Source organism: Lysobacter sp. 5GHs7-4 (genome assembly GCF_021284765.1).
Taxonomy (GTDB): domain Bacteria; phylum Pseudomonadota; class Gammaproteobacteria; order Xanthomonadales; family Xanthomonadaceae; genus Lysobacter.
Genome location: NZ_CP089924.1, coordinates 2,962,381 through 2,985,534 on the forward strand (window position 1 = coordinate 2,962,381; position 23,154 = coordinate 2,985,534).

A 23,154-nucleotide genomic window follows, 5' to 3' on the forward strand; every position below is an offset into this window, starting at 1 on the left:
ATTACAACCCACGCAGCCAGGGTCCGATCACGCTGGTCCAGATCGCGTAGCCCTTTTCGTTCATGTGCAGGCGGTCGGCGACGAACAATTCTTCGCGCGGCTGGCCCTGGGCGTCGAGCATGGGCGTGTAGACGTCCAGATAGGCGACCTGTTGGGACGCCGCGTACTCGCGGATCAGGGCGTTGGCGGCGCGCACTTGCGGCAGCAGATGGGCGCGCACGGGGCTGGGCTTGATCGAGACAAAGGCGACCGGCAGTTTGGGCTGTGCCTTGCGCACGCGCTCGACGAAGGCGGCGAAGTCGCGGGCGACCTCACGCGGGGTGCGGCCTTCCTGCAGGTCGTTGTCGCCGGCGTAGAACACCACCGCGCGCGGCTGGTACGGGGTGACGATGCGATCGGCGTAGTGGACCGAGTCGTACACGCGCGAGCCGCCGTAGCCGCGGTTGATCGCGACGATGCCGGGCAGGTCCTCGTTCAGCGTAGTCCACAGGCGGAACGAGGAGCTGCCGACGAACACCACCGCGCCGGGCATGCGGCGCACGCGGCTGTCCTCGGCTTCGAAGGCGGCGATGTCGGCTTCGAATTGGGAGGAGTCGGGGGCGGCGGTGGCCGGGGCGGCGGGCGCCGCCGGGGTCGCGGGCGCTGCGTTCGCGGCGTCGGCGGACGGCGCCGTGCTTTGGCAGGCGACGAGCAGGATCAGGAGCAGCGAGGCGAGCGGAAGACGCATGCGTGGGGGCTCGAGACGGACCAGGGGTTAGCCTAGCGCGCTGGCGTGGTGGTTGCCGAGAGGCCTGTGGTGCCGGCTGAGGGTGGCGTTGGATGGCGCTGAAGGCGCTGGATTCCCGCGTTCGCGGGAATGACGGCAAAAACAGCTGAAGCGGCGGCGGACGTTGCATAGCGCTGAAGGCGCTGGATTCCCGCGTTCGCGGGAATGACGGCAGAGCAGAGGCGGCGACAGTGGGCGTTGCATGGCGCTCAAGGCACTGGGATCCCCGCCTTCGCGGGGACGACAGCTAAAGCAAGGGCCTGCTTCTCTTGCCTAGACGCCAAGCGCAGCGATCGCGGCCTTCGCCGGAACGCGGGACCGCAGTTCGCGCCGCCGCTCGGCGGTGGCGCGGCTCAACAATGCACGCCGTCGCTCAGCGTGAGCGTTGTTCCAACCAGTCGTGGATGGCGCTGGGCACTTCGCGTTGGGCGCGGCTGGAGACGTAGATGCCGATATGACCGCCCTTGAACGAAAGCTCGGTGTAGTCGGTGGTGCCGACCAGGTCGCGCAGCGCGCGCGAGGCATCGGGCGGAACCAGGTGGTCCTGCTCGGCGTAGATGTTCAGCACCGGCATGTCCAGGTAAGCCAGGTCCACCGCGCGGCCGCCGATGTCGATGCCGCCCTTGACGAAGCCGTTGCCCTGGTAGAACTGCTTGATGAATTGGCGGAAGGCTTCGCCGGCCTGGTCGGGCGAGTCGAAGATCCACTTCTCCATGCGCAGGAAATCCTCCAGCGCGCGCTTGTCGTCGAGGATGTCGACCAGGCCCACGTACTTCTGCACGAACAGCCGCCAGGGCTTGAGCGTGAGATAGCACCAGTTCATCAGGTCGGCCGGCACGTTGCCCAGGGTGTCGACGAACTGGTCGACGTCGAGGTTGCGGGTCCAGTTCGACAGCATGTTGTCGCCGGTGTGGAAATCCACCGGGGTGACCATCGCGATGAAATTGCGGATCTTGCGCGGGTTCAACGCGCTGTAGCACAGCGAGAACGCGCCGCCCTGGCAGATGCCGAGCAGGTTGATCGCGTCCATGCGGTGCGCGCCGCGCAGATAATCGACCGCGCCGCCGAGGAAGCGCTGGATGTAATCCTCCAGCTCGAGGTAGCGGTCGGAGCGGTCGGGATAGCCCCAGTCTAGGATGTAGACGTCCTCGCCGCGCTCGAGCAAGCCGCGCACGATCGACTTGTCCGACTGCAGATCGACCATGTACGGGCGGTTGACCAGCGCGTAGGCGATCAGCAGCGGCACTTTGGCCGTGGGCGCGGTTTCGCCGCGGTAGCGGTACAGCGCGACCTTGCCGTCGCGCCAGACTTCTTCCTTGCGGGTCGCGCCGTAATCGACGTCGTCGACCTCGCGCAAGGTGTCCAGGCCGGCGCGCAGCTTGGCTTGGGTGCGCATGGCTTCCTGCGCCAGCGATTCGGGCGTGAACTGGATCGGTCCGGTCATCTCAGCGCGCTCCCTGCTTCTTGCCGCTCGTGCCCGGCTTGCTCACCTTGGTCGGCTTGGCGGTTTGTTTGGCGGCGACCTTACTTGCGAGCGGACGCGCCGGCGGCTGCGGGCGCGCGATCGCGGACTTCTTCGCCGCAGGTTTTTTGGCGCTGGCCGACTTGGCCGCGGCCGCTTTCGGCGCGGCCGGCACCGGCTTGGCGCGGGGCGCGTCGTTGGCCGCGGGCTCGGCGCTGCGCGCTGTCGCTGTCGCGCGCGCGGGCGCGGACGCCTGGATAGCGTCGCGCAGGCGTCGCACTTCGCGCTCCAACTGCACGATCTTGCGGTGCGCGGCGTCGATCTCGGTGCGGGTAGGAATGCCGAACTGCCCGGTCGCGTGCTCGACCTCGGTCTGGATCGCGCCGCGCAGTTTCATCTGCGAATTGACCAGCGCCGCGTACGCATCGCGGAAGCGCGGCGACAGCGCGATCTCGGCGTAGGCGTCCTCGGCGGCGTCGATCCACAGATCGAACAGCGCGCGCGCCGACTGCAACTGGCGGCCCGGCTCGCTGCGTTCGGCCAGTTTGTCCTCGAAGCGCGCGAAGGCGTTCTGGCCGGCCTCGGCCATCAGCGCGTTGTAGGCCTGGCTTTGCTGCTGGTAGTTGGAATGCGCCAGGGCCAGCGCCTGCAGGCGTTCCTGGTGCTCGCGCGCGAAACCGAAGGCGGGCACGCCCAGCCAGGACTGGCCGTCGCGCTGCCATTGCTGCAGATAGGGCGCGGCCTGTTCGAACCATTGCGAAAAATCGTTCTGCCCCGGGCCGCGCATGCTGCCGAACACCTCGGCGAAAGGATTGGCGCCGCCACCGCCCAGGGCCTGCTTCCAGGCCTGGGCGATGTCGCCGGCGGACGCGTCGCGACCGGCGAACTGCGCCGCCAGTTGCTGCATCTGCCCGAACCAGCCGCGCGCCTGGCTGTTGAAACGCTCCAGCGCTTCGTTGGCGTCGCTGCGTCCGCCCTGGGCCAGCTGCGACCACCACTGCACGGCCTCGTTCCAACCCGGCGCCGCAGTCGCCGTGGGCGCCGGCGCACCGCGCATCAGTTCGCCCCAGGCGTTCCAGTATTGGCGCGCGACGGCGTCGAAGTCGCCCTGTCCAAAGCCGCCAGGCCCGAAACCGCCCTGCCCAACGCCGCCTTGCCCGAATCCGTGATTGGCCATCGCACCCTCCAAGTTTGGTCCGATCATAACAACGCCGTGTTGCGCGGCGTCAGCCTGTGCCTCACGGCACGGCAGCGCCGCGTCTCCGTACCTGCGCGTGTGGGTGACCCGGCTTGCGCGGGGCGCACGATCGCGGTTCGCGTCGCTTCCACAGGAAGCGGCGCGAACGCGCTGTGGCGTATCGAACCTGAACCGCGGTCAGGGCTTGGGAATGCGCATCGTCTTGCTGATCATCAGCGAGCCGGATAGCGCGAACATCAGCACCAGCGGATGGAACTGCCAGGGGCCGAGCTGGACGACGCCGAACCACAGGTTCGCGCCGATCGCGCCCTGCCATGCCGCCACCGCCAGCACCACCACCAGCAGCAGGCTGGTCGGGATCGGCGTGCCTTCGAAGTACTTGACCTTGTCGTCGTCGCCCGCGAGCGCCTCGGCGGTGACGTTGTAGCGCGCCAGGCGGCTCACGCCGCAGCCGACGAAGTAGCTCAGCACCGCCCAGTCCCAACCGCCCTGCAAGCCGCAGGCATAAGCCAGCGCGGCCGGCGCGACGCCGAAGGAGATCACGTCGGCCAGCGAATCCAGTTCGCGTCCCAGCGTGGACGAAGACTTGCGCCAGCGCGCGACGCGGCCGTCGAGCGCATCGAAGATAAAGGCCAGCGGGATCAGCGCCATGCCGATCATCAGGTCGCGCACGCCGCCCTCTTGCAGGAAACGCATCGCGGCGAAGATCGCGCCGGTGCCGCAGAAGGCGTTGGCGAGGGTGAACCAGTCCGCGAGATGGAAGTCGCGGAGCATCGAAAAATGGCGCTGCATGCGGCGCTCCTGGACCGGGCGCCGCGGACGGCGGCCGGAGGTGGAAAGTCACAGCCTGCCAAAGCCGGGGCGAGACAGGCAAGACCTTGACGAATCGGCGGGAAGGCGGCGGCGCCCGCTATGCGCGACCGCGCCGCGTTTCCAAGTCCAGCATGCGTGGCGGCTTGTGGGAGCGACGTGAGTCGCGACCGTCAGCCTGCGGGTGACGGCTCAGGTCGCGTCCAAGCCCGTCCGATAGCCGGTGGCGTCGTCAGCGCGGCATCGCCAGGTTCGCGGCCGACACCGGCTTGCCCGCGCCGCGCGGCACGGTGTCGATGACGGCGTCCGCCGGCAGCGCCGCGCCCGTGTCCAGCCGCGCCGAAACACGGTCCAGCGCTTCGTACACGTAAGGCAGCAGCGGCAGATAACGCGCGCCGTAGTCGGGCAAGCCCAGGAAGGCATCGAAGTGCTGGGCGTTGCGCACCTGCCAGTAACGCACTTCGCGACCGGCCGCCTGGGCCTGGCGCACGTAGGGCGCGCTGGTGAACGCCGGCGGGATCAGGCCGTCGTCGCGGCCGTGGATCACGATGATCGGCAAGCCTTCGCGCGGCAGGCCAGCGCGGGTTTCGGCCACGCCCTTGCGCACGCGGTCGGCATCGACGCCCTGCCCTTGCCACAAGGCGCGCAGGCATTGCAGTCCGGCGAAGCCGGGATCGGGTGCCTGCATGCGCGTGTCGACGATGCCCACGCCCGCACCCGGCGGAATGCCGCTGCCGTCGGCCCACCATGCGGCACGCTCGGCGGCGGTGGCAGTGCGCGCGCTGAAATCCGGATTCAGCGCCGAATACGAATAGCCGCAGGGATGCTCGCCGACGCGGTAACGTCCGTAGGCCGATGCGTAGGTGACCGCGACCGCGCGCCACAGGTCGAAGCCGACCGACAGCGCGCCGGCGCGCAGGGCTTCGTCGGTCCAGCCCTGAGCCTTGAGCTGCGCGTGCGCAGAGCGCGCCTGCGCGGCGGTGTCGCCGCCCTCGACCAGGCCGGCGGCTTTCAGCGAGGCGCAGCGCTGCGTCCACAAGGGCGCGACCTGTGCGGCCAGCGGCGGTTGCGGCAGCGGGCCCAGCGCCGGATCGAGCAGCGCGCACGGCATCAGCAGCGCGGCTTCGGTGGTGTAGTCGTAGAGCGCGCGGCCGTCCTGCGCGAGCACGCTGGGTTCGCCGGCGACCACCGCATCCAGCCAGCCGGCTTCGTCGCCGCGGCCTTCCAGCTCGGCCGCGCGCAGCACCGCGCCGCCGCCGTTGGAGATGCCGACCGCGATCACGCGCGTGTTGGCGAAGGTGAACGGCGCCGATTGCGGCAGCGCCTCGTCCAACACCTGCAGCGCGAACTGCGCGGCCTGCTTCACATGCCGGCCCCAATCGGCTTCGGGGTTGTCGGTCGAATGGGCGTGCTTGAAGGCGATGCCGGTGACGCCGACGCCGGCATCGGGCGGGAACGCCAGGGTCGCGTCGCGCGCGCCCACGGTGCCGTCCGCGCGCACGCCCTCGCCGGCGTCCAGATCGAAGTAGTCGGTGCCCGCGCCCTTGTCGGTGTAGGCGATCGCGCAGCCCTTGGGCAGGCCCCAGGCAGCGGCGACCGAAATCGCGCCGTAGATGCCGCGCGAGCCCGACGAAGCGGCGACCACCACGCAGCGCTTGCCGGCGTCGAATGCGTCGGGCACCTGCACCAGCACGCGGTGCGGCTTGCTCGCGCCGGGTACGGTCGCCAGCGCGCTGAATTCGCGGCCAGGTACGCCGGCGGTGCTGCCGTACAGCTCGCCGTAGCCGCCGCCGGGGGCGAGGTCGGCGATGCCGCGCCAGTTGGCCCAGATCGCGCGGCGCCGCAGTTCGGCGACGGTCGGCGCATCGGCCTGCGCAAACGCGGGCGGCGCCAGCGCGCGCAGGCCGGCCAGGCCGAGCCCGGCGGTGAGCAGGTCGTCGCTGCCGCGGTGTTCGCTGACGCGTTGCGCGCTGAACATCGGTGCGGACTCCTTCGCGACACGGGCGCCGCCGGCGCAGGCGGCGAGCAGGAAGGGAACGGCCAGTGCGGCGCACGCGGCCGCGACGCGGAAATTGGACGGATTCATTCCGCGAGCCTAGCAAGCCGCGCGCACGAGCTCATCGTACTTTCGTACAGCCCCGCCCGTGCGCGCGGCCGGGTGCGCTAGGCTAGCGGCGATGCCGACCCTACTGATCGCCGACGACCACCCGCTGTTCCGCGCCGCGCTGCGCCAGGCCGCCTCCGACGCGGTGGCCGACACCCTGGTGCGCGAAACCGACACGCTGGACGGCGTACTGGCCGCGCTGGACGCCGAGCCCGGCATCGACCTGGTCCTGCTGGACCTGCACATGCCCGGCAACCACGGCCTGGCCGGCCTGGCCGCGATCCGCGCCCAGTACCCGGGCGTGGCGGTGGTGGTGGTATCGGCCAACGACGACCCGCGCGTGGTCCGCCGCGCGCTGGATCACGGCGCCGCCGGCTACCTGCCCAAGAGCGCCGGCCTGGACGAACTGCGCGACGCGATCCGCGCCGTGCTGGCCTGCGAGCAATGGCTGCCGGCCTCGCTGCGCGCCGCGGTCGCGCGCACCGACAGCGCCAGCGCCGACGCCGCCCTGGCCGCGCGCCTGGCCAGCCTGTCGCCGCAGCAGTTCCGCGTGCTGACCCTGGTTGCCGACGGTCTGCTCAACAAACAGATCGCCGACCGCCTGGACGTGCAGGAACGCACGGTCAAGGCCCACCTCTCGGCGATCTTCGACCGTCTCGGCGTGCGCAACCGCACCCAGGCCGGCGTGGTCCTGCGCGAACTCGAACTCAGCGACCCCGCCCGCCAGATCGCCGATTGAACCCGCGCCGCAGCTGTGGGGCAGGAGCGGCGTAAGCCACGACCGCGACACACCCGTAACGACGCCCCCCCCACCAGCCGAACACCCTCAAACCGCGTCGGCTTTCTGTGGGAGCGGCGCAAGCCGCGACCGCGACACCCCCGTAACGACGCCACCCCGCCAGCCGAACACTCTCAAACTGCGTCGGCTTTCTGTGGGAGCGGCGTAAGCCGCGATGCACTAGCCAAGCCGTCGACGCGACGGCAGCCCGGATGCTATTGACCGCCAGGCCAGCATCGGCCAATACGCCGTAGCCGAAGTGTCGCGGTCGCGGCTCACGCCGCTCCTACAGGGAGCACGGGCGCGTACGCTAAGGGGAGCGGCGCCATCGGCACCGCTCCCGGCGTTTCGCTTTCGCCGATCAACCCGCCGTCAAACGCGGCCGCGCCGGCGCGCGATAGTCGCACTGCAGCCGTTGCGCGGACGCCGTGCAGGCCCGTTCGCGCGGCTGCAGGCTCAAGGCCTTGCTGCCCGAACCGCAATCGGCGAAACATGCGGCGCGTTCGGCCTCGCACGAGGCCGGCGACTCGCCACTGGCCAGGCAAAGGTTGTACAGGCGCACGCAGATGCTCTGGCACGAGGCCTGCGCCGGCAACGCCGCGAACAGGCCCAGGCCCAACACCAACGCGTACGAACACACGGTAGCCGTGGTCTTCATCGTTCCTCTCCTTTGAAACGCGAACCCCCTGCCCGCCGGACCTTAGCCCAGCCCGGCCGCGAGTCGCCAACCAACGCGCGCATCGCGCGCGATTCCTCGACGCAGCGCAAGAAAATCGGCGCATTCACGATCCGGCGATGACGCATCGCATCATCGGGCGCGACGCCAGTCAGCCGCGCTACAACTCGCGCGCCGCCAGCATGCGGTCCAAGGCCGACTTCAGGGCCAGCGGCTTGAGCGGCTTGGTCAGCAACGACAGGCCGGCCTCGTGCACGGCACGGCGCACGACTTCGCCGCTGTCGGCGCTGAGGATCAGCGTGGGCCGCGGCCCGAACGTCTCGCGCAGGCGCTGCGCCAGGGCGACGCCGGTGTCGCCGCCATCGAGGTGATAGTCGAACAGCCACAGCGCGGCCGGCGCCGCGCTCATCAGCCGCTGCGCCTGCACGCCGTCGGCCGCGGTATCGACCTCGAAGCCCCAGCGCCGCAACAACTCGGCCAGCGCCGCCAACGCCTGCGGATCGTTGTCGACCGCGAGCATGCGCAGGCCGGTGCGGCCGCCTCGCGCGCGCTGCGCGCCCATGTGCGAACCGCGCGCGGCCACGCGCGCCACCCGTACGGCGAACGCCGTGCCGCGGCCCAGATGGCTGCGTAAGCTCAACGGCGCCTGCAGCAATTGGGCGATGCGGTCGGCGATCGACAAGCCCAGGCCCAGGCCCTGCCCCGGCGCGTCTTCGCCCCGGCGGAACTCCTCGAAGATCGCGCCCTGATGCTCCAAGGCGATGCCCGGGCCGGTGTCGTGCACCTCGATGCGCAGATGGGCGCCGTCGCGGCGCACGCCCAGCAGCACGCTGCCGCGCACGGCGTAGCGCACCGCGTTGGCCAGGAAGTTCTGCAACACCCGCCGCAGCAATTGCGGATCGCTGTGGATCCAGGCGTCGCTGGCGACATAGCGGAAGCGCAGACCGCGCGCGGCCGCGATCGCGCCGAATTCCGACGCCAAGGGTTCCAGCACCTCGGCCAGCGGAAAATCGCGCGGCTGCGGCACCAGGCCGCCGGCCTGCAGGCGCGACATGTCGAGCAGCCCGGTCAGCAGATCGCCGGTGGAATCCAGCGCGCCGCTGATCTGCGCCACGGTCTCGCGCTGCTGCGCACCCAGCGCCTGCTGCGACAGCGCGTCGGCGAACAATTGCGCGGCGTGCAGCGGCTGCATCAGGTCGTGGCCGATCGCGGCCAGGAAGCGGCTCTTGGCGTCGTTGGCGCGCTCGGCCTCGCCCTTGGCGATTTCCAGATCGGTGGTGCGCTCGATCACGCGCTGTTCCAGGGTTTCGTTGGCCTGGATCAGGCCGGCCTCGGCGCGACGGAACTCGGTGACGTCGGTAAAGGTCGCAACGAAGCCGCCGCCGGGCATGGGATTGCCGCGGATCTCGACGATGCTGCCGTCGGGCAGCACGCGTTCGGACAGATGCGGCGTGCCCGCGCGCATGAACGCGAGCCTGCGTTCCAGCGCGCGTTCCAGTTGCCCTTGCAGCGGCCGCCCCGAAGGCGGCATGCGCTGCAGCGCCCAGCGCGACAGTTCGGCGATCGGCCGCCCGACCTGCAGCAGTTCGGGTGGGAAATCGAACAGCTCGGCATAGCGGCGGTTCCAGGCCACCAGCCGCAACTGCGCGTCGACCACGCTGATGCCCTGGCTCATGTTCTGCAGCGCCGCCTCGAGCACGCGCTGGTTGAAACGCAGGTCGGCCGAGGCCTCGCCGACGATAGCCGCGACCGTGTCCAGATCGCGACCGGCGTCGCGGCGCGCAGCATCCAGCAGCACACGCGCGGAGGCCGAACCCAGCACCGCCGCCAGTTCGCGCTCGACGCGGTCCTCGATCTGCGCGGCCACGGCCTCGCCGCTGGGCACGCCCTGCAGCAGTTGCGCGACGCGCTCGCGCGGCAGGAAGCGCAGGCCGGTATCGCGCAGGGTCTGCACGTCCAGACCGCGCTGCATGCGCCGCGGCGCCTCGCGCCGCCATACCGCCGCGATCACGGTCGTCAACGTGCCCACGAACAGGCTGGCGCCGACCGCGCGCCCCAGCCGGCTCCAGCCGGTCAAGCCGAACAATCCGTCCGGCGACAGCCAGCCCAGGCCGAACGGTCCGGCCTCCAGCCAGACCGGCGCCGCACCGCGCGCGCCCAGCATCATCGGCAGCAGCAGCACCCAGGCCCAGGCGGCGAAGCCGGCGAGCACGCCGATCACCGCCGCGCGCGGCGGCGTTTGCGGCCGCCACACCGCGAAGGCCAATGCCGGCGCCAGCGTGGCCAGGGCCGAGAACGAAACCGCGCCGACGTCGGCCAGCGCCTCGCTGCCGGCGATCAGGCGGCTGTAGGCCCAGGCCAGCAGCATGATCGCCACGATGCCGCTGCGGCGCAGCGCCAGCACATGCCCGCGCAGATCGCTGCCGTCGTTGCGCGACCACAGGCCGCGCAACAAACCGGGCGCGAACCAGTGGTTGCCGATCATCAGGCTCAGCGTGAGCGTGCTGACCACGACCATGCCGGTGGCCGCGCTGAGTCCGCCCAGGAACGCGAACAGCGCCAGGCCTTCGTGGCCCTGCGACAAGGGCAGCGCCAGCACGTACAAGTCCGACGGCACCCCGCTGCCGCCCAGCAGCGCCTGACCGGCCTTGGCCAGCGGCAACACCGGCAAAGCGATCAACACCAGGTACAACGGGAACTGCCAGCGTGCGGTGCGCACGTCACGTTCGTCGCGGCATTCGACCACGCCGACATGGAACTGGTGCGGCAGGATGAACATCGCCAGCGCGCCCAACAGCACCAGCGGCGCGAAGCCGCCGGCCGGATCGGCGGGCGGCGTCGGCGCGGCGGCGACCGCGGGCACGTCCAGGCCGAACCAGACGAACAGCCCCAGCGACAGCATCGCGGCGAGTTTGAACACCGACTCGAACGCCATCGCCAGCACCAGGCCACGATTGTGCTCGGCCGCGCTGGCGCGGCGGGTGCCGAACAGCATCGCGAACAGCGCCATCGCCAGCGCGACGTAGAGCGCACTGTCCTGCCACGCCGGCGACGCGGCGGCGTCGGGCGAGCGCGTGGTCAGCATGGCGAAACTCATCGCCACCGCCTTGAGCTGCAGCGCGATGTAGGGGATCAGGCCCAGCGCCGCGACCAGGGTCACCGTCGCCGCCAGCCAGGCGTCCTTGCCCAGGCGCGTGGCGATCAGGTCGGCCAGCGAAGTCGCATTGGTTTCGCGCGCCAGACGCACCAGCTTCATCATGAAACCGACCGCCAGCGCATACAGCAGGATCGAGCCCAGGAAGGTCGGCGGCAGCGGCCAGCCGTAGCGCGCGGCCTGGGTCACGGTGCCGTAGAAGGTCCACGAGGTGCAGTGCACCGCCAGCGACAGCGAATAGATGTGCCGCCAGTGGCGCGCCAGCACGGTCGGCCGGCGTTCGGCGTAGAGCGCGGTGCCGAACATCAGCGCCAGCCAGGCCACGCTGGCCAGGGCGACGGCGGTAAGGCTCAGCATGGGCAGCGGCGCAGAGACATCGCGGGAGGATAGCGTGTGGGATTGGCGGGCTGGGAGAGCAAGAGCAAATCCCCCTAGCCCCCTGTTGCAAAGGGGGGAACAACAGCAAGGCAAACAAGGCAGGCGCGTCGTGTCCGCTCACCCCTCCACTTGCGATGGATTCCCCCCCTTTGAAAAAGGGGGGCCAGGGGGGATTTGCTTTTGCCGTTGCTTCCCTTCCCCAAAAAAAACGAGCCCCCGCCCAAAGAGCGAAGGCCCGTCCGCAGCCCCTCAGCTGCGCTCCCCGTTCTTAGAAGTCGTAGCGCACCGACAGCGTGTACTGGCGCGGCGCGCCGTAGAAGCCCGTGAACACGCCCAGCGCCGAGTTCAGGCTGTAACCGGTGGTGCGGTACTCCTTGTCCGCCAGGTTGGTGCCCTGCAGCGACACCGTCCACGGGCCGCCGCTCTTCCAGGTCACGCCGGCGTTGATCAGGCCATAGCCGTCCTGGGTGATCGGCACCGCGCCGGTGCGCACGATCTCGGTGGTGGCGACCACGTCGCTCTGGTAGCTGTAGCCCACGCGCGCGGCCAGGTTGCCGCCGCTGGACAGGTCGGTGCGGTACTCGACGTTGAGCGCGCCGGAGAATTCCGGTGCGTTGGTGAACTCCTGTTCCTTGGCGATGTTGACGCCGGCGTACAGGAACTCGTCGTACTTCGCGTCCAGCCAGGCGACGTTGCCGGAGATCAGCCAGTTCTGATTCGGCAGCCACTGGTATTCGACTTCCAGGCCGTCGACGGTGCCCGAGCCGGCATTGGTGAAGTCGCCGAAGAAGGCGTCGTTGGTGCCGTCGTTGTTGCTGTCGTAGGCGGTGAACACCGACAGCTGGATGTCCTTGTACTTGTTGTGGAAGTAGGCCAGGTTCAGGAACATGGTCTGATCCAGGAACGACATCTTGCTGCCGATCTCGTAGCTGTCGACGACCTCGTCGTCGAACGGCTCGGCCGAGCGCGGCACCGCGGTGGCCTGCGCGCGGATGTTGTAGCCGCCCGACTTGAAGCCGCGCGTGGCCAGGCCGTACAGCAGGATGTCCGGAGTGACCTGATAGTCCAGCGAGACCTTGGGCGAGGTGTTCTTGAAGCCGATGCGCTTGTCGAAGCTGGCCGCGACCAGTCCGTTGGGAACGGTGAAGCTGGCGTCGCGATAGCCGCGGTTGAGCACCTTGGCGCGCTTGTCCTCGTCGGTGTAGCGCACACCCACGTCGAGCTTGAGGCGGTCGGTGAGATCGAAGGTCCAGTCGGCGTAGGCGGCGATGCTCTTGGTGTAGACCGTGCCCTGGGTGTCGCCGAAAGACAGATTGAAGAAATTATTGAGGACCTGGCCGCCGGCCTCGCCGTCGAAGGCGTAGATGCCCATCACGCCGCGCGCGCGGCCGCCGGCATCGTAGTTGGCCTGCAACTCGTGGCTGACCTGCTGGTCGCTGTAGAACGCCTTCACGTCGGCGATCTTGTTCTGCAGCGTGTCGAAGTCGATGTTGGTCTCGGTGTCGGACTCGCGCTTGGCCAGCACGTACTTGAACGCCCAGTTCTCGTTGGCGTTCCAGTTGACCGTCGCCGAGGCGCCCTTGATGGTGGTGTCGTTGACGTTGGGCATGCCGTTGCGCACGTCGTAGCGGCTGCTCATCGGCGCCGTGCCGGGGGCGAAGCGGTTGGCCGCGAGCATCTTGGCGCCGCGCACGCCGGACTGGTCGTCCATCCAGTCGAAGGCGAACTGGATGTTGAGGTCGTCGTTGACGTAGGCGCCGAGTTGGCCGCGCAGGGCCAGGATTTCCTTGTCGCTGACGTCCTGGCCGGTGACCACGTTCTTGCCGAAGCCGTCGCGGTTGAGGCTGGCCACCGCGATGCGGCCGCGCAGCGCGTCGTCGCCGCCGATCGGGCCGCCGATCGCGGCCTTGACGTCGAGCTGGTTGTAGTTGCCCACCGTGACCGAAGCGAAACCGTCGAACGAGGTCGGCAGGCCGCGCGAGATGTATTTGATCGCGCCGCCGATGGTGTTCTTGCCGTACAGCGTGCCCTGCGGACCGCGCAGCACTTCGATGCGGTCGACGTCGAACACGTCCAGCAACGCGCCCTGCGGACGCGCGATGTAGACGTCGTCCATGTAGATGCCCACGCCTGGGTCCACGCCCCACAGCGGATCGGACTGGCCGACGCCGCGGATGTAGGCGGTGATGGTGCTGCTGGAACCGCGCGCGGCGTAGATGGTCAGGTTGGGCACCTGCGCGTCGAGATCGCTGAGATCCTCCACCGCCAGGCGATCCAGCGACTCGGCGGTGAATGCGGTGACCGCGACCGGCACCTCCTGCAGCGTCTCCTCGCGCTTGCGCGCGGTGACGGTGACCGAGCCCAGGGTCTTGGCCTGTTCGCCCTCGGCGGCGGGCGCGGCATCCTGGGCCCAGGCGGTCGGCGCCAGCAGCGCGCAGGCGATGGCCAGACTCAGACTGCGACGGCTCATGGTGGTACGTCCGATCACGATGCTCTCCTCCCCAAGGTGACGCCGGCGGCGGTACGACCGACAGGCGGCGGACGGGCGTTCCCGTCATGGCGCACAGACTAGAAGGCGGCGGTGCGGCCCGGCAGCTGTACCTTCGGACAATGCCCGTCGAACGCCGGGGCGCGGACACTGCGCCCTCGTGCGGGGCCACAGTCCGCCCGCGCGCCGTTCGGGGGGCACCCGAGGGAATGGGGATCGTTAGATGGCGTTCTTGATCGTGCTGGCCGCGCTGTGCTTCCTGATGTTCGTGGCCTACCGCGGCTACAGCGTGATCCTGTTCGCGCCGGTGGCGGCGCTGGGCGCGGTGCTGCTGACCGATCCGGCCCTGGTCGCGCCGATGTTCACCGGCCTGTTCATGGACAAGATGGTCGGCTTCCTCAAGCTGTACTTCCCGGTGTTCCTGCTCGGCGCGATCTTCGGCAAGCTGATCGAGTTGTCGGGTTTCTCCAAGGCGATCGTGGCCGCGACCATCCGCCTGCTCGGGCGCGAGCGCGCGATGCTGTCGATCGTGGTGGTGTGCGCGCTGCTGACGTACGGCGGCGTGTCGCTGTTCGTGGTGGTGTTCGCGGTCTACCCGTTCGCGGCCGAACTGTTCCGCCAAAGCGACATCCCCAAGCGCCTGATCCCGGGCACGATCGCGCTGGGCGCGTTCACTTTCACCATGGACGCGTTGCCGGGCACGCCGCAGATCCAGAACATCATCCCGGCTTCGTTCTTCGGCACCAACGCCTGGGCCGCGCCGTGGCTGGGCACGTTGGGCGGCGTGTTCATCCTGATCGTGGGCCTGAGTTATTTGAACTGGCGCCGGCGCAGCGCGCTCAAGGCCGGCGAAGGCTATGGCGACCAGTTGCTCAACGAGCCGGCGCCGTTCGTGGGCGGCAAGCTCGCCAATCCCGCGCTGGCGATCCTGCCGCTGCTGCTGGTCGGCGTGTCCAACAAGCTGCTCACCGGCTGGATCCCGGCCTACTACGGCGCCAGCCACAGCTTCGACCCGGCGGTGATCGGCGAGGCCGCGCCGGTGGTGCAGGACGTGGCGAAGGTGGCGGCGATCTGGGCCGTGGAAGGCGCTTTGCTGATCGGCATCCTCAGCGTGCTCGCCTTCGCCTGGAAACCGGTGATGGCCAGCTTCGCCGAGGGCAGCAAGTCGGCGATCGGCGGCGCGCTGCTGGCGGCCATGAACACCGCGTCCGAGTACGGTTTCGGCGCGGTGATCGCGGCCTTGCCGGGCTTCCTGATCGTGGCCAACGCCTTGGGCTCGATCCCCAATCCGCTGGTCAACGAGGCCGTCACCGTCACCGCGCTGGCCGGCATCACCGGTTCGGCCTCCGGCGGCATGAGCATCGCGTTGGCGGCGATGTCGGAGACCTTCATCGCCAACGCCAACGCGGCCGGTATCCCGATGGAAGTGCTGCACCGCGTCGCCGCGATGGCCTCCGGCGGCATGGACACCCTGCCCCACAACGGCGCGGTGATCACTTTGCTGGCCGTCACCGGCCTCAGCCATCGCCAGGCCTACAAGGACATCTTCGCGATCACCCTGGTCAAGACCCTGGCGGTGTTCGTGGTGATCGGGCTGTACTACTCGACCGGGCTGGTCTGAGGCGGACGCCGACGCCAGCCCCGGCCTATTGTACGCTGGCCCGCGTCCACGCCGCACTCGGAACCTCATGCCGACACCCGCCGTAGCGCCAGACCGCCGCAATGCAGGCAACGGCCGCGACCTGCGCGGCGTCAACCGCCTGACCATCGACGCGATCACCGGCGTCACCGATCTGGTCGAGGCCATGCACGCCAACATCAGCCGGTTTCCGGGCGTGCTCGGCGCGGTCGCGGCCGGCCCAGCGCCGGGCATCGCCGGCCTGGTCTACCGCAGCGTGCGCGGCGTTACCCGCTTCGTCGGCGACGGCCTCGATCTGGCCTTCGCCAAGCTCGCGCCGCTGCTGGACGTGGTGCGGCCGCCGCCGCAGCGCGAGGCGGTGATCGCCGCGCTCAACGGCGTGCTGGGCGATCATCTGGACGCCACCGGCAATCCGCTCGCGGTGGAGATGCGCCTGCGCCACCAGGGCGCTGCGCCGACCCTGCGCCGCGCAGCGCTGGCTTCGGCGCTGCCCGAGGCCGGCGGCAAGATTCTGGTGCTGGTGCACGGCCTGTGCATGAACGACCTGCAATGGCAGTACGGCGGCCACGATCACGGCGCGGCGCTCGCGCGCGAGCTGGGTTACACGCCGCTGTATCTGCACTACAACAGCGGCCGCCATATCTCGGTCAACGGGCGCGAGTTCGACGCGCTGATGGAACGCTTGATCGAGCAATGGCCGGTGCCGGTCGAGCGCGTGGCGATCCTCTGCCACAGCATGGGCGGGCTGGTCGCGCGCAGCGCCTGCGTGGTCGCGCAACAGCGCGGGTCGGACTGGCTGCAACACCTGGACCGGCTGGTATTCCTGGGCACGCCGCACCATGGCGCGCCGCTGGAACGCGCCGGCAGCTGGGTGGACGCACTGATCGCCGTGAGCCCCTACACCGCGCCGTTCGCGCGCCTGGGCAAGGTGCGCAGCGCCGGCATCCAGGACCTGCGCCACGGCAACGTGCGCGACGAGGACTGGCGGGACCGCGACGGCGACGGCCGCCACGACGGCCGTCGGCCCTCGCCGCTGCCCAAGGGCGTGCGCAGCTATGCGATCGCCGCCAGCACCGCGCGCGCGCCCGCTGCACCGGATCAGGACGCCGCTCTGCCCAAGGGCGACGGCCTGGTGCCCGTTGCCAGCGCACTGGGACGCCATCCCGAGCGCGCCTACGACCTGCGCATCGCCAAGACCCGCCAGCACATCGCCTACGGCGTGCATCATCTGGAGCTGCTGGGCGACGCCGGCGTGTATCGCCTGCTGGCGCGCTGGCTGGCGTGAACCTCGCGCTTCAGTCGGCGCGCGGCGCGGCGTCCCAGGCCAGTCCGAGGGTGAAGCCGCGCCCGGCGCCGGGTTCGAAGTAACGCCCGTTGCCTTCGTTGACGATCACCGAACCCACGTAGTCGCGGTCGAACAGGTTGTCGATGCGCGCGAAGCCGCGCCAGCCGCGCGCGTTGCGCGGCCGCCAGTCCAGCCTTAACGCATAGCGCGCATTGCCGGCGACGGCATCGGTGTTGCGGTCGTCGACCGCGATGCGGTCGCTGAAGCGCGCTTCCAGAGCCGTACCCAGCGCGCCGTCGCGCGAACGCCAGGCGAGCTCGGCATAACCGTCGGCGCGCGGCACACCGGGCACGCGGTTGCCGGCGGCAACGGTGCGCGTCGCGCCCTGCACGCGATACGCGAAGCTTTGCTCGAAGCGCGCATCGACGTAGTTGGCCGCCAACGCGTAGCGCCACTGCTCGCCCCAGGCGCCTTCCAGGCCCAGCTCGACGCCGTCGCGGCGGGTGCGGCCGGCGTTGGCGAAGCTGGCGCGGCCGCCGCGGCTGTCGGCGGGCACGATCTCGTGCTCGCCGTCGACCCGATAGACCGCCACGCTGGCGCGCCCGCCGTCGTAGCGCCAGCGCAGGCCGGTTTCGGCGCTGTCGTGGCGCGCAGGCCGCAAGGCGCTGTTGAACCCGGCGCTGCCGTCGGCGCGGTAGGCCAGCTCGGTCGCGGTCGGGGTTTCGAAGCCGCGGCCGACGCTGGCGAATACTTCGCCGCGTCCGAACGCGCGCGCCACGCCCACGGCGGCCGAGGTTTCGCGGTAGTCGGCGCCGCCGCTGTCGTCGCCGTTGCCAGGCGCCAGATAACGGTCGCGGGAGCGGAAATCCAGGCGCGCATGCCGCAGCGCCGCGAGCGCGGTCCATTGCGGCGTCAGCGCGTAGTCGCCGATCGCGTACAGCTCGCGGTCGTCGATGCGGTTGCGTTCGTCGCGGCGCAGGCGGCCGCGCACGCCGAGGCGGTTGCCGACGAAGTTCTCGTAACCGCGCCGGTCCTCGTCCAGCCGCGCGGCTTCGATGCCCAGCGCGAACGCGCCACGCGCGCCGCGCCAGCGATGACCGACATCCAGCCCCAGCGAACTGCGTCCCAGATCGATGACGCCGCCGGCGCTGCCCGATGCGGCCTGCGCCGACACCGGCAACGCCAGGTACTGCAGCACGTCGCGCTCGATGCGGTAGCCGCCGATCCAGAACTCACGGCCCGGCGCGTAGTCGCGCTGCCAGCGCAAGCCGGCCTGATGGTTCCGGATGCGCTTGCGAGTATCGAAGCTGCGCGCGACCGCGTCGGTGCCGTGCGCGTCCGCGCGCAGGCCGGCGCGGTCCAAGCCCAGCGGATCCTGCGTGTCGGGCTGGACCAACGAATTCAGCACCAGACGCAGACGCTCGCCCTCGCGCGGCACCCACTCGGCCACGGCGTCGAACTGCGACCGCTGCGCGGCCGCATGCGCGCGTTCGCCGTCGGTTTCGAAATAACTGGCGCCGGCCCGCCCGCGCCAGCGGCCGTCATCGCTGGCGCCATCGACGACCGCGCTCACGCGGGCGCTGCCGTGAGCGCCGCCCCAGGCCTGCAGGCTGGCGCCGCGCAGGCGCTCCAGATCGGTCGCGGCGACGATCGCGCCGCCGGCGGCGTTGCCGTATTGCAGGGCCAAGGGGCCGCGCAGCACTTCGATCCGATCCAAGGCATCCAGTGGAAAGTTCGCCGCCTGCCCCTGCCCGTCCGCGGCCGAGGCTGGGATGCCGTCGACGATCAGGCGGATGCCGCGGATGCCGAAGGTCGAGCGCGCGCCGAAGCCGCGGCTTTGTATCTGCAAGTCCTGAGCGTAGTTCTGGCGATCCAGCACGCTGATGCCGGGCACCCTCGCCAGCGCCTCGGACAGGTTCACCTGGCGCTGACCCGCGCGCAGGGTGTCGCCGTCGATCGCGGTCACCGCGCCGGGGAACGCGGACAAGGCGCGCCGCGGCGCGACGACTTCGACCGTGTCCAGGGTGCGCGCTTGGGTCTGCACCTGTTGCGCGGATGCGGATGCGCTCAGGGCGAGCAAGGCCAGAGCGTAGGCGGCGCTCAGCGGGCACCGCAGCGGGATCGAATGGGGCGGAGCGACAGGCGGCATGCGACGGTGCGGCGGGGATCAGCCTGCATCATGCCATCGCCGTCGCGACGCGCCTGGCATGCGGGTCGCAAGTTCCACGCGAAAGAGCGCCCCTGCGTTGATCCCCCTTTGAAAGCTCCCCCCTTTGAGAAAGGGGGGCTAGGGAGGATTTGCTTTTGATCTCCTTTTCTCCGCTCACCACACCCAAGAGCAAATCCCCCTTAATCCCCCTTTTTCAAAGGGGGAGACCAAAAGCAAAGGCGGAGGCGGGAGCGGGCCTGCCTCAGGGCTTGGCCTCACGATCGAAGCAATGCTCGCCCACATCGTGCAACCAATCGCTGTCGCTGCCGTACTCGTCCTCATCGCTGGCCGTGTCGGTAACGAAGCGCGCGCACAACTGGTAGTCCAAGTCCTCGCCGGCGCGATAGACGTAAGGCGTACCGTCGACCGGGTCCACGATCGACAGATTCATGCCGGGCTGAGCGGCCAAAGCCTTGAGGTCAGGCGGCAAACGGTCGTGCTGGCGCACGTAGTTGTTCACCACATAGGTGATACGGGTCAGATCCTGCACGCGACGCGCGTCCAGGCGCTGCTCGCGCTGCACCGCGGGACCGCCAGTGGTCACGATCGCCGCGACGGACGCCGCCACGATCACGGCCGCGGTCGAGACCAACAGACCGCGCCCCACCGGCCTGCCGCCCGCGCCCTCGACTTCTTCGCGACGCAGATCGCGCAAGTAATAGCCGAAGGCGGTGCCGGCGATGGTCGCCACCACCAGCACCTTCAGCACGAAGCGCACGCTCAGCTCGCCGCCGAGCAGGTTGTAGACCAGCACGGTCATGTCGCCGATCAATACCGACGCCGCGACGAACAGGGTCAAATAGGTCAGCCAGCGGCGCACTGGCGACAGGCGCTTGATCGGATGCAGCGCGACCTCGCGTGCGAGGTAGGCCGAAACGAAGGCGAACACCGGGAAAGCGATGGTCAAAGCCGCGACCGACCAGCGCATGCTCGGCCCGAGGATCGCGGCGCTGGCGTCGTAACCGCTGGCGGCGTCCGGCCACATCCGGTTGATCAGATCGAACAAGAGGCTACCCAGGCTGAAAGCGACGAAATACAAGGTCGCGAACAGCACCAGATAGAGGAAGGCCTCGCGCGCCGACAGCGAGGCGCGCGGCTTCGGCACCGGTACCACGAAGCCCACGTCGGCATAGGCATCGAGCATGCCGCGCGTCTGCTCCGCGGTCCAACCGGCCTTGCCCAAGGCCTGCGCGATCGCCTCCTTGGATTGGCCGCGCATCAGCGCTTCGCGTACGAACAGCTCCAGTTCCTGGGTTCCCGCCGCCATGCCCTGTTCTCCTGAGTGGACGCGGCGAATCTAGCAGCTTCGCCGCGGCGCCCGACGGCGATCGCAGGGGTCGAGCATTACGCTACCGGCGGGTGCGGGCTACGCTACGCCGCGTCACCTGTGGCGCCCCAGCTGGCCGGAACACGGGCCGTTCGTAGCTCTTGCCCAGTTACAGAAACGCCGCAGAATCGCGCCAACACGGGCCGCGTTGAGCCTGGACGATGTGCGGGCCCCATAATCGAACGCGGCCCGACGGCTTCGGGTTTCGCCTGGCGCAGTTCCCTCGCAATCAAGGAAGACGAGCATGAGCTTCACGCATATCGCCCCCCTGGTCGTTCTGTCGCTGGCGCTCGCCAGCGCCGCCGCGCCGGCACCCGCTGCCAGTACCCGCGAGGCCGGCAAGCCGGCTTGCGAGCTCGACGCGTACTCCAAGGAAACCGATCCCAAGGGGCTCAATGTCCGCTCCGGCCCGTCGATCGACGCGCCCATCCTGGCCACCCTGCCGGGCTGGAAGCCGCCGGGGCCCGACGACGAGCTGGAAGGACATCTCCCGGTCGGATTCACCATCGTCGAGGCGCGCAACGGTTGGGTGCGCATCGCCGAGGTATCGATTCCAGACCCGGGCAGCGGCGCCCACCAGGCCTCCGCGATCAGCGGCTGGGTCAGCGGCAAGAAGGTCGGCTACGCCCTGCAAACCGAGGCCGGCTTCGAACGGCCCGATCCGAACAGCCCGGCGCTGATCCAGCAGGACGGAGGGGTCGTTCTCGACGACGCGATCGGCATCAGCGACTGTTCCGGAGAGTGGGCGCGGATCGACTTCGGCGATCCGCGATCGCCGAAACGCGCCTGGTTCCGCGGCCTGTGCGGGTCGATCGAGACCACTTGCGACGGCCGCGTCGGCGACGAGAGTCGGGATGAGGACACGCCGCCGCTCGCTCATTAGCCGAGCGCGGCATGCCGATCGGCCGGCCCTTGGCACTTGGCTCGCCGGAACGCCGGCGCGACGGCCGCCACAGCCGAACTCCTCCGCCGCTCAGTTCCCGACCGTGCACGCGACGCTGAAACTCACCGAGCCGTTCGCCGGAAAGGTCGGCAGCACGACGCCTGCCGGGGTCAACAGGTCGGCGGGGGTGGCGGGACACACGCTGCCGCCTGCCGCCGAGCACGCTGTCACCTGGCAGTTGCTCAGGCCGGAAGTCGGGGTGTCCCGCACCACCGCAGCGTCGGCGGCGGAAGGGCCGCCATTCGAAACCACGAGCGTGTAGACCGTCTGCGCGCCCGCGATGACCGTCGTGACGTTGTTGGTCTTGCTGATCGACAGGTCGGACGAGCGCAAAGTGTTCGTGTACGTGCATACCGCGGCGTTGCCGCTGGTGATCGTCAAGGTATTGGCCTGCTTGCCGTTCGTGCCCGACAGTGTGTGGCCGCCGGTACAAGCCACCGTTGTCGTGTAGTTCGCTGCGTTCGCTCCGGTTTCGGCTGGCAGCGTTATCACGTTGCCGGTCGTCACCGTCACCGGTGCGCCGCTGTTGGCGGCGGTCGGAGCGGTGGCGTTGAACGCCACGGTGTTGTTGGTCCCGCCCGTCGTGGCGCCGATGGTCACCTGATGGCCGGCGATGCTGCCGGCCGCCCATTGCTTCGCCAATTGCAACGTGGTGGTACGCGTGTTCGTGTAGGTGCAGACCGTCGGTGTCGTGCTGTTGGTGATGGTGATCGTCTGCGGCGGCACGCTCGCCGCCAACGTGGTGCCGCCGGTACAGGCGACGGTCGTGGCGTACGACGCCGCCGACGCGCCGCCGCCGAAGGTTTCCGCCGGCAGAGTGACCAGGCTCCCGGCCGCTACCGCCACGGCGGTCCCGGTCGTATTGGTCGGCGCGGTGGAGGCGAAACTGGCGTTGTTGGTGCCGCCCGTGGTCGTCGCGCTCGCCGTATGTCCGGCGGTGCCGTTCACCCAGGTCTTGGCCAGGCTGAGGTTCTGCGCGATCCGCGTGTTGGTGTAGGTGCAGGTGATGTTGTCGCCCGAGCTTGGCGTCAGACTGAAGCTGGTGCCGGTGCCACTCGGCAACACGGTACCCGTCGCGGTGGCGGCCGCATTGGTGCAGGCGAAAGTGGTGTTGTAGACGCCGGCATTGGCGGAGATCGTTTCGCTCAGGTTGTATTGCGTGCCCGCGTCGAACCATTGCACGAGGCCTGGACCGCCCGTCACCGCGGTGCCCGCGCCGCCGGTCGTGTAGGAGGACGCGGCGGTTTGGTTGTTGCCGGTTATGGCGAGCGTGAATTGCTCCGTACCCAGCCGCCCGGCACCGCCGAGCGTGGCCTTGGTGACGGCCAGGCGCGCAGTGCATTGCGAGGCGGTAATGTTGTTGAAGTTCCAGTCGTCGCCCTGGCGCCCGGCAACGTCCTGATAGCGTACGGTCAAGCCAGACCCGGCGATCTGGGTGACGCTGGCAGGTAGCGTCAGCGTGAAGGCACGCGAACCGCCCGCGGGCGCCGTGGTCCCGCCGTTCCAAACCACCGTGGCCCCGTTGGACGCCGTAACCGAAGCGTTGCCGCCGACGGTCTGCCCGGACAGGAAACGGGCGTACTGAGTGCCGTTGATGAGAATCAGAATCGCGGTCTGATCGTTATTGATCGCCGGATTCGCTTCGGTCCAGCTCATGTTGCCGGTAATCACGATGGTGCCGTTCGCGCCTGTGCCGTACCGCGTGATCGCCGCTGCCGCGGAAGGCGCGCGGGTGACGTCCGGGCCGGAGGTGAAATAGCTGCCGGCACCGGCAGGCGTCCAGGCCGCCTGCGCATTGGCCGCGACGCATTGGCGGACGGCCTGCGCCGAGGCCGGAGCGGCCAGAAGCATGCCCAGGGCCACGGCGCTCGCCATCCAGCCCCATCGCGTCAGCAATCCACGCTTTCTAGACGCGGTCCTAGTCACAACCTGGCACG

15 protein-coding genes are annotated in these 23,154 nt (G+C 69.6%); 4 read left to right on the forward strand and 11 right to left on the reverse strand.

The window, feature by feature from the left end:
• Window position 1 precedes the first annotated feature (1 nt).
• From LVB77_RS13410 to LVB77_RS13430, 5 genes are all read right to left on the reverse strand, one after another.
• Entirely contained in the window at window positions 2-727 is a 726-nt protein-coding gene (locus LVB77_RS13410; protein WP_232906601.1) for an SGNH/GDSL hydrolase family protein, read from the reverse strand.
• Between the two features lie 412 nt (window positions 728-1,139).
• Window positions 1,140-2,210: a class III poly(R)-hydroxyalkanoic acid synthase subunit PhaC gene (locus LVB77_RS13415; protein ID WP_232906602.1), complete on the reverse strand. Its 1,071-nt coding sequence runs from the start codon at window positions 2,208-2,210 to the stop codon at window positions 1,140-1,142.
• 1 nt (window position 2,211) lies between these two features.
• Complete coding sequence (gene phaE, locus LVB77_RS13420; protein ID WP_232906603.1) at window positions 2,212-3,405, reverse strand: class III poly(R)-hydroxyalkanoic acid synthase subunit PhaE; 1,194 nt, start codon at window positions 3,403-3,405, stop codon at window positions 2,212-2,214.
• 198 nt (window positions 3,406-3,603) lie between these two features.
• Window positions 3,604-4,218 (reverse strand): CDP-alcohol phosphatidyltransferase family protein, encoded by a 615-nt coding sequence (locus LVB77_RS13425; protein WP_232906604.1) that lies wholly within the window; start codon window positions 4,216-4,218, stop codon window positions 3,604-3,606.
• Between the two features lie 250 nt (window positions 4,219-4,468).
• Window positions 4,469-6,214: a D-(-)-3-hydroxybutyrate oligomer hydrolase gene (locus LVB77_RS13430; RefSeq protein WP_232906605.1), complete on the reverse strand. Its 1,746-nt coding sequence runs from the start codon at window positions 6,212-6,214 to the stop codon at window positions 4,469-4,471.
• 199 nt (window positions 6,215-6,413) lie between these two features.
• Here LVB77_RS13430 and LVB77_RS13435 point away from each other — a divergent pair, with 199 nt between their 5' ends.
• Window positions 6,414-7,079 (forward strand): response regulator transcription factor, encoded by a 666-nt coding sequence (locus LVB77_RS13435; RefSeq protein ID WP_232906606.1) that lies wholly within the window; start codon window positions 6,414-6,416, stop codon window positions 7,077-7,079.
• 400 nt (window positions 7,080-7,479) lie between these two features.
• Here the strand turns inward: LVB77_RS13435 and LVB77_RS13440 are convergent, their stop codons facing one another.
• From LVB77_RS13440 to LVB77_RS13450, 3 genes are all read right to left on the reverse strand, one after another.
• On the reverse strand, window positions 7,480-7,776 hold the full coding sequence (locus LVB77_RS13440) for a hypothetical protein (protein WP_232906607.1): 297 nt from the start codon (window positions 7,774-7,776) through the stop codon (window positions 7,480-7,482).
• 178 nt (window positions 7,777-7,954) lie between these two features.
• Complete coding sequence (locus LVB77_RS13445; RefSeq protein WP_232906608.1) at window positions 7,955-11,305, reverse strand: PAS-domain containing protein; 3,351 nt, start codon at window positions 11,303-11,305, stop codon at window positions 7,955-7,957.
• A gap of 289 nt (window positions 11,306-11,594) precedes the next feature.
• The gene (locus tag LVB77_RS13450; RefSeq protein WP_232910291.1) at window positions 11,595-13,796 is read right to left on the reverse strand and encodes a TonB-dependent receptor; all 2,202 of its coding nucleotides are present in this window, start codon (window positions 13,794-13,796) and stop codon (window positions 11,595-11,597) included.
• Window positions 13,797-14,037: 241 nt separating this feature from the next.
• On the opposite strand from LVB77_RS13450, the gene LVB77_RS13455 reads away from it, so the two are divergent.
• Window positions 14,038-15,435: a GntP family permease gene (locus LVB77_RS13455; protein ID WP_232906609.1), complete on the forward strand. Its 1,398-nt coding sequence runs from the start codon at window positions 14,038-14,040 to the stop codon at window positions 15,433-15,435.
• Window positions 15,436-15,502: 67 nt separating this feature from the next.
• Window positions 15,503-16,738, forward strand: coding sequence for a GPI inositol-deacylase (locus tag LVB77_RS13460; RefSeq protein WP_232906610.1), 1,236 nt, complete (start codon window positions 15,503-15,505; stop codon window positions 16,736-16,738).
• Window positions 16,739-16,748: 10 nt separating this feature from the next.
• On the opposite strand, the gene LVB77_RS13465 is transcribed toward LVB77_RS13460, so the two are convergent.
• On the reverse strand, window positions 16,749-18,887 hold the full coding sequence (locus tag LVB77_RS13465; RefSeq protein ID WP_232906611.1) for a TonB-dependent receptor: 2,139 nt from the start codon (window positions 18,885-18,887) through the stop codon (window positions 16,749-16,751).
• Between the two features lie 262 nt (window positions 18,888-19,149).
• Window positions 19,150-20,214 carry a DUF5671 domain-containing protein gene (locus LVB77_RS13470; protein WP_232906612.1) on the reverse strand — a complete coding sequence of 355 codons (1,065 nt, stop codon included), beginning with the start codon at window positions 20,212-20,214 and terminating at the stop codon, window positions 19,150-19,152.
• Between the two features lie 304 nt (window positions 20,215-20,518).
• Between LVB77_RS13470 and LVB77_RS13475 the strand changes: the two genes are divergently transcribed.
• On the forward strand, window positions 20,519-21,157 hold the full coding sequence (locus LVB77_RS13475; protein ID WP_232906613.1) for an SH3 domain-containing protein: 639 nt from the start codon (window positions 20,519-20,521) through the stop codon (window positions 21,155-21,157).
• 90 nt (window positions 21,158-21,247) lie between these two features.
• Here the strand turns inward: LVB77_RS13475 and LVB77_RS13480 are convergent, their stop codons facing one another.
• Window positions 21,248-23,113 carry a DUF11 domain-containing protein gene (locus LVB77_RS13480; RefSeq protein ID WP_232906614.1) on the reverse strand — a complete coding sequence of 622 codons (1,866 nt, stop codon included), beginning with the start codon at window positions 23,111-23,113 and terminating at the stop codon, window positions 21,248-21,250.
• Between the last annotated feature and the right edge of the window lie 41 nt (window positions 23,114-23,154).

What these genes read in the sequence shown, in the direction of transcription:
- LVB77_RS13410 (WP_232906601.1), bottom strand. Translation starts at nt 727, where the DNA reads ATGCGTCTTCCGCTCGCCTCGCTGCTCCTGATCCTGCTCGTCGCCTGC.
- LVB77_RS13415 (WP_232906602.1), bottom strand. Translation starts at nt 2,210, where the DNA reads ATGACCGGACCGATCCAGTTCACGCCCGAATCGCTGGCGCAGGAAGCC.
- phaE (WP_232906603.1), bottom strand. Translation starts at nt 3,405, where the DNA reads ATGGCCAATCACGGATTCGGGCAAGGCGGCGTTGGGCAGGGCGGTTTC.
- LVB77_RS13425 (WP_232906604.1), bottom strand. Translation starts at nt 4,218, where the DNA reads ATGCAGCGCCATTTTTCGATGCTCCGCGACTTCCATCTCGCGGACTGG.
- LVB77_RS13430 (WP_232906605.1), bottom strand. Translation starts at nt 6,214, where the DNA reads ATGTTCAGCGCGCAACGCGTCAGCGAACACCGCGGCAGCGACGACCTG.
- LVB77_RS13435 (WP_232906606.1), top strand. Translation starts at nt 6,414, where the DNA reads ATGCCGACCCTACTGATCGCCGACGACCACCCGCTGTTCCGCGCCGCG.
- LVB77_RS13440 (WP_232906607.1), bottom strand. Translation starts at nt 7,776, where the DNA reads ATGAAGACCACGGCTACCGTGTGTTCGTACGCGTTGGTGTTGGGCCTG.
- LVB77_RS13445 (WP_232906608.1), bottom strand. Translation starts at nt 11,305, where the DNA reads ATGCTGAGCCTTACCGCCGTCGCCCTGGCCAGCGTGGCCTGGCTGGCG.
- LVB77_RS13450 (WP_232910291.1), bottom strand. Translation starts at nt 13,796, where the DNA reads ATGAGCCGTCGCAGTCTGAGTCTGGCCATCGCCTGCGCGCTGCTGGCG.
- LVB77_RS13455 (WP_232906609.1), top strand. Translation starts at nt 14,038, where the DNA reads ATGGCGTTCTTGATCGTGCTGGCCGCGCTGTGCTTCCTGATGTTCGTG.
- LVB77_RS13460 (WP_232906610.1), top strand. Translation starts at nt 15,503, where the DNA reads ATGCCGACACCCGCCGTAGCGCCAGACCGCCGCAATGCAGGCAACGGC.
- LVB77_RS13465 (WP_232906611.1), bottom strand. Translation starts at nt 18,887, where the DNA reads ATGCCGCCTGTCGCTCCGCCCCATTCGATCCCGCTGCGGTGCCCGCTG.
- LVB77_RS13470 (WP_232906612.1), bottom strand. Translation starts at nt 20,214, where the DNA reads ATGGCGGCGGGAACCCAGGAACTGGAGCTGTTCGTACGCGAAGCGCTG.
- LVB77_RS13475 (WP_232906613.1), top strand. Translation starts at nt 20,519, where the DNA reads ATGAGCTTCACGCATATCGCCCCCCTGGTCGTTCTGTCGCTGGCGCTC.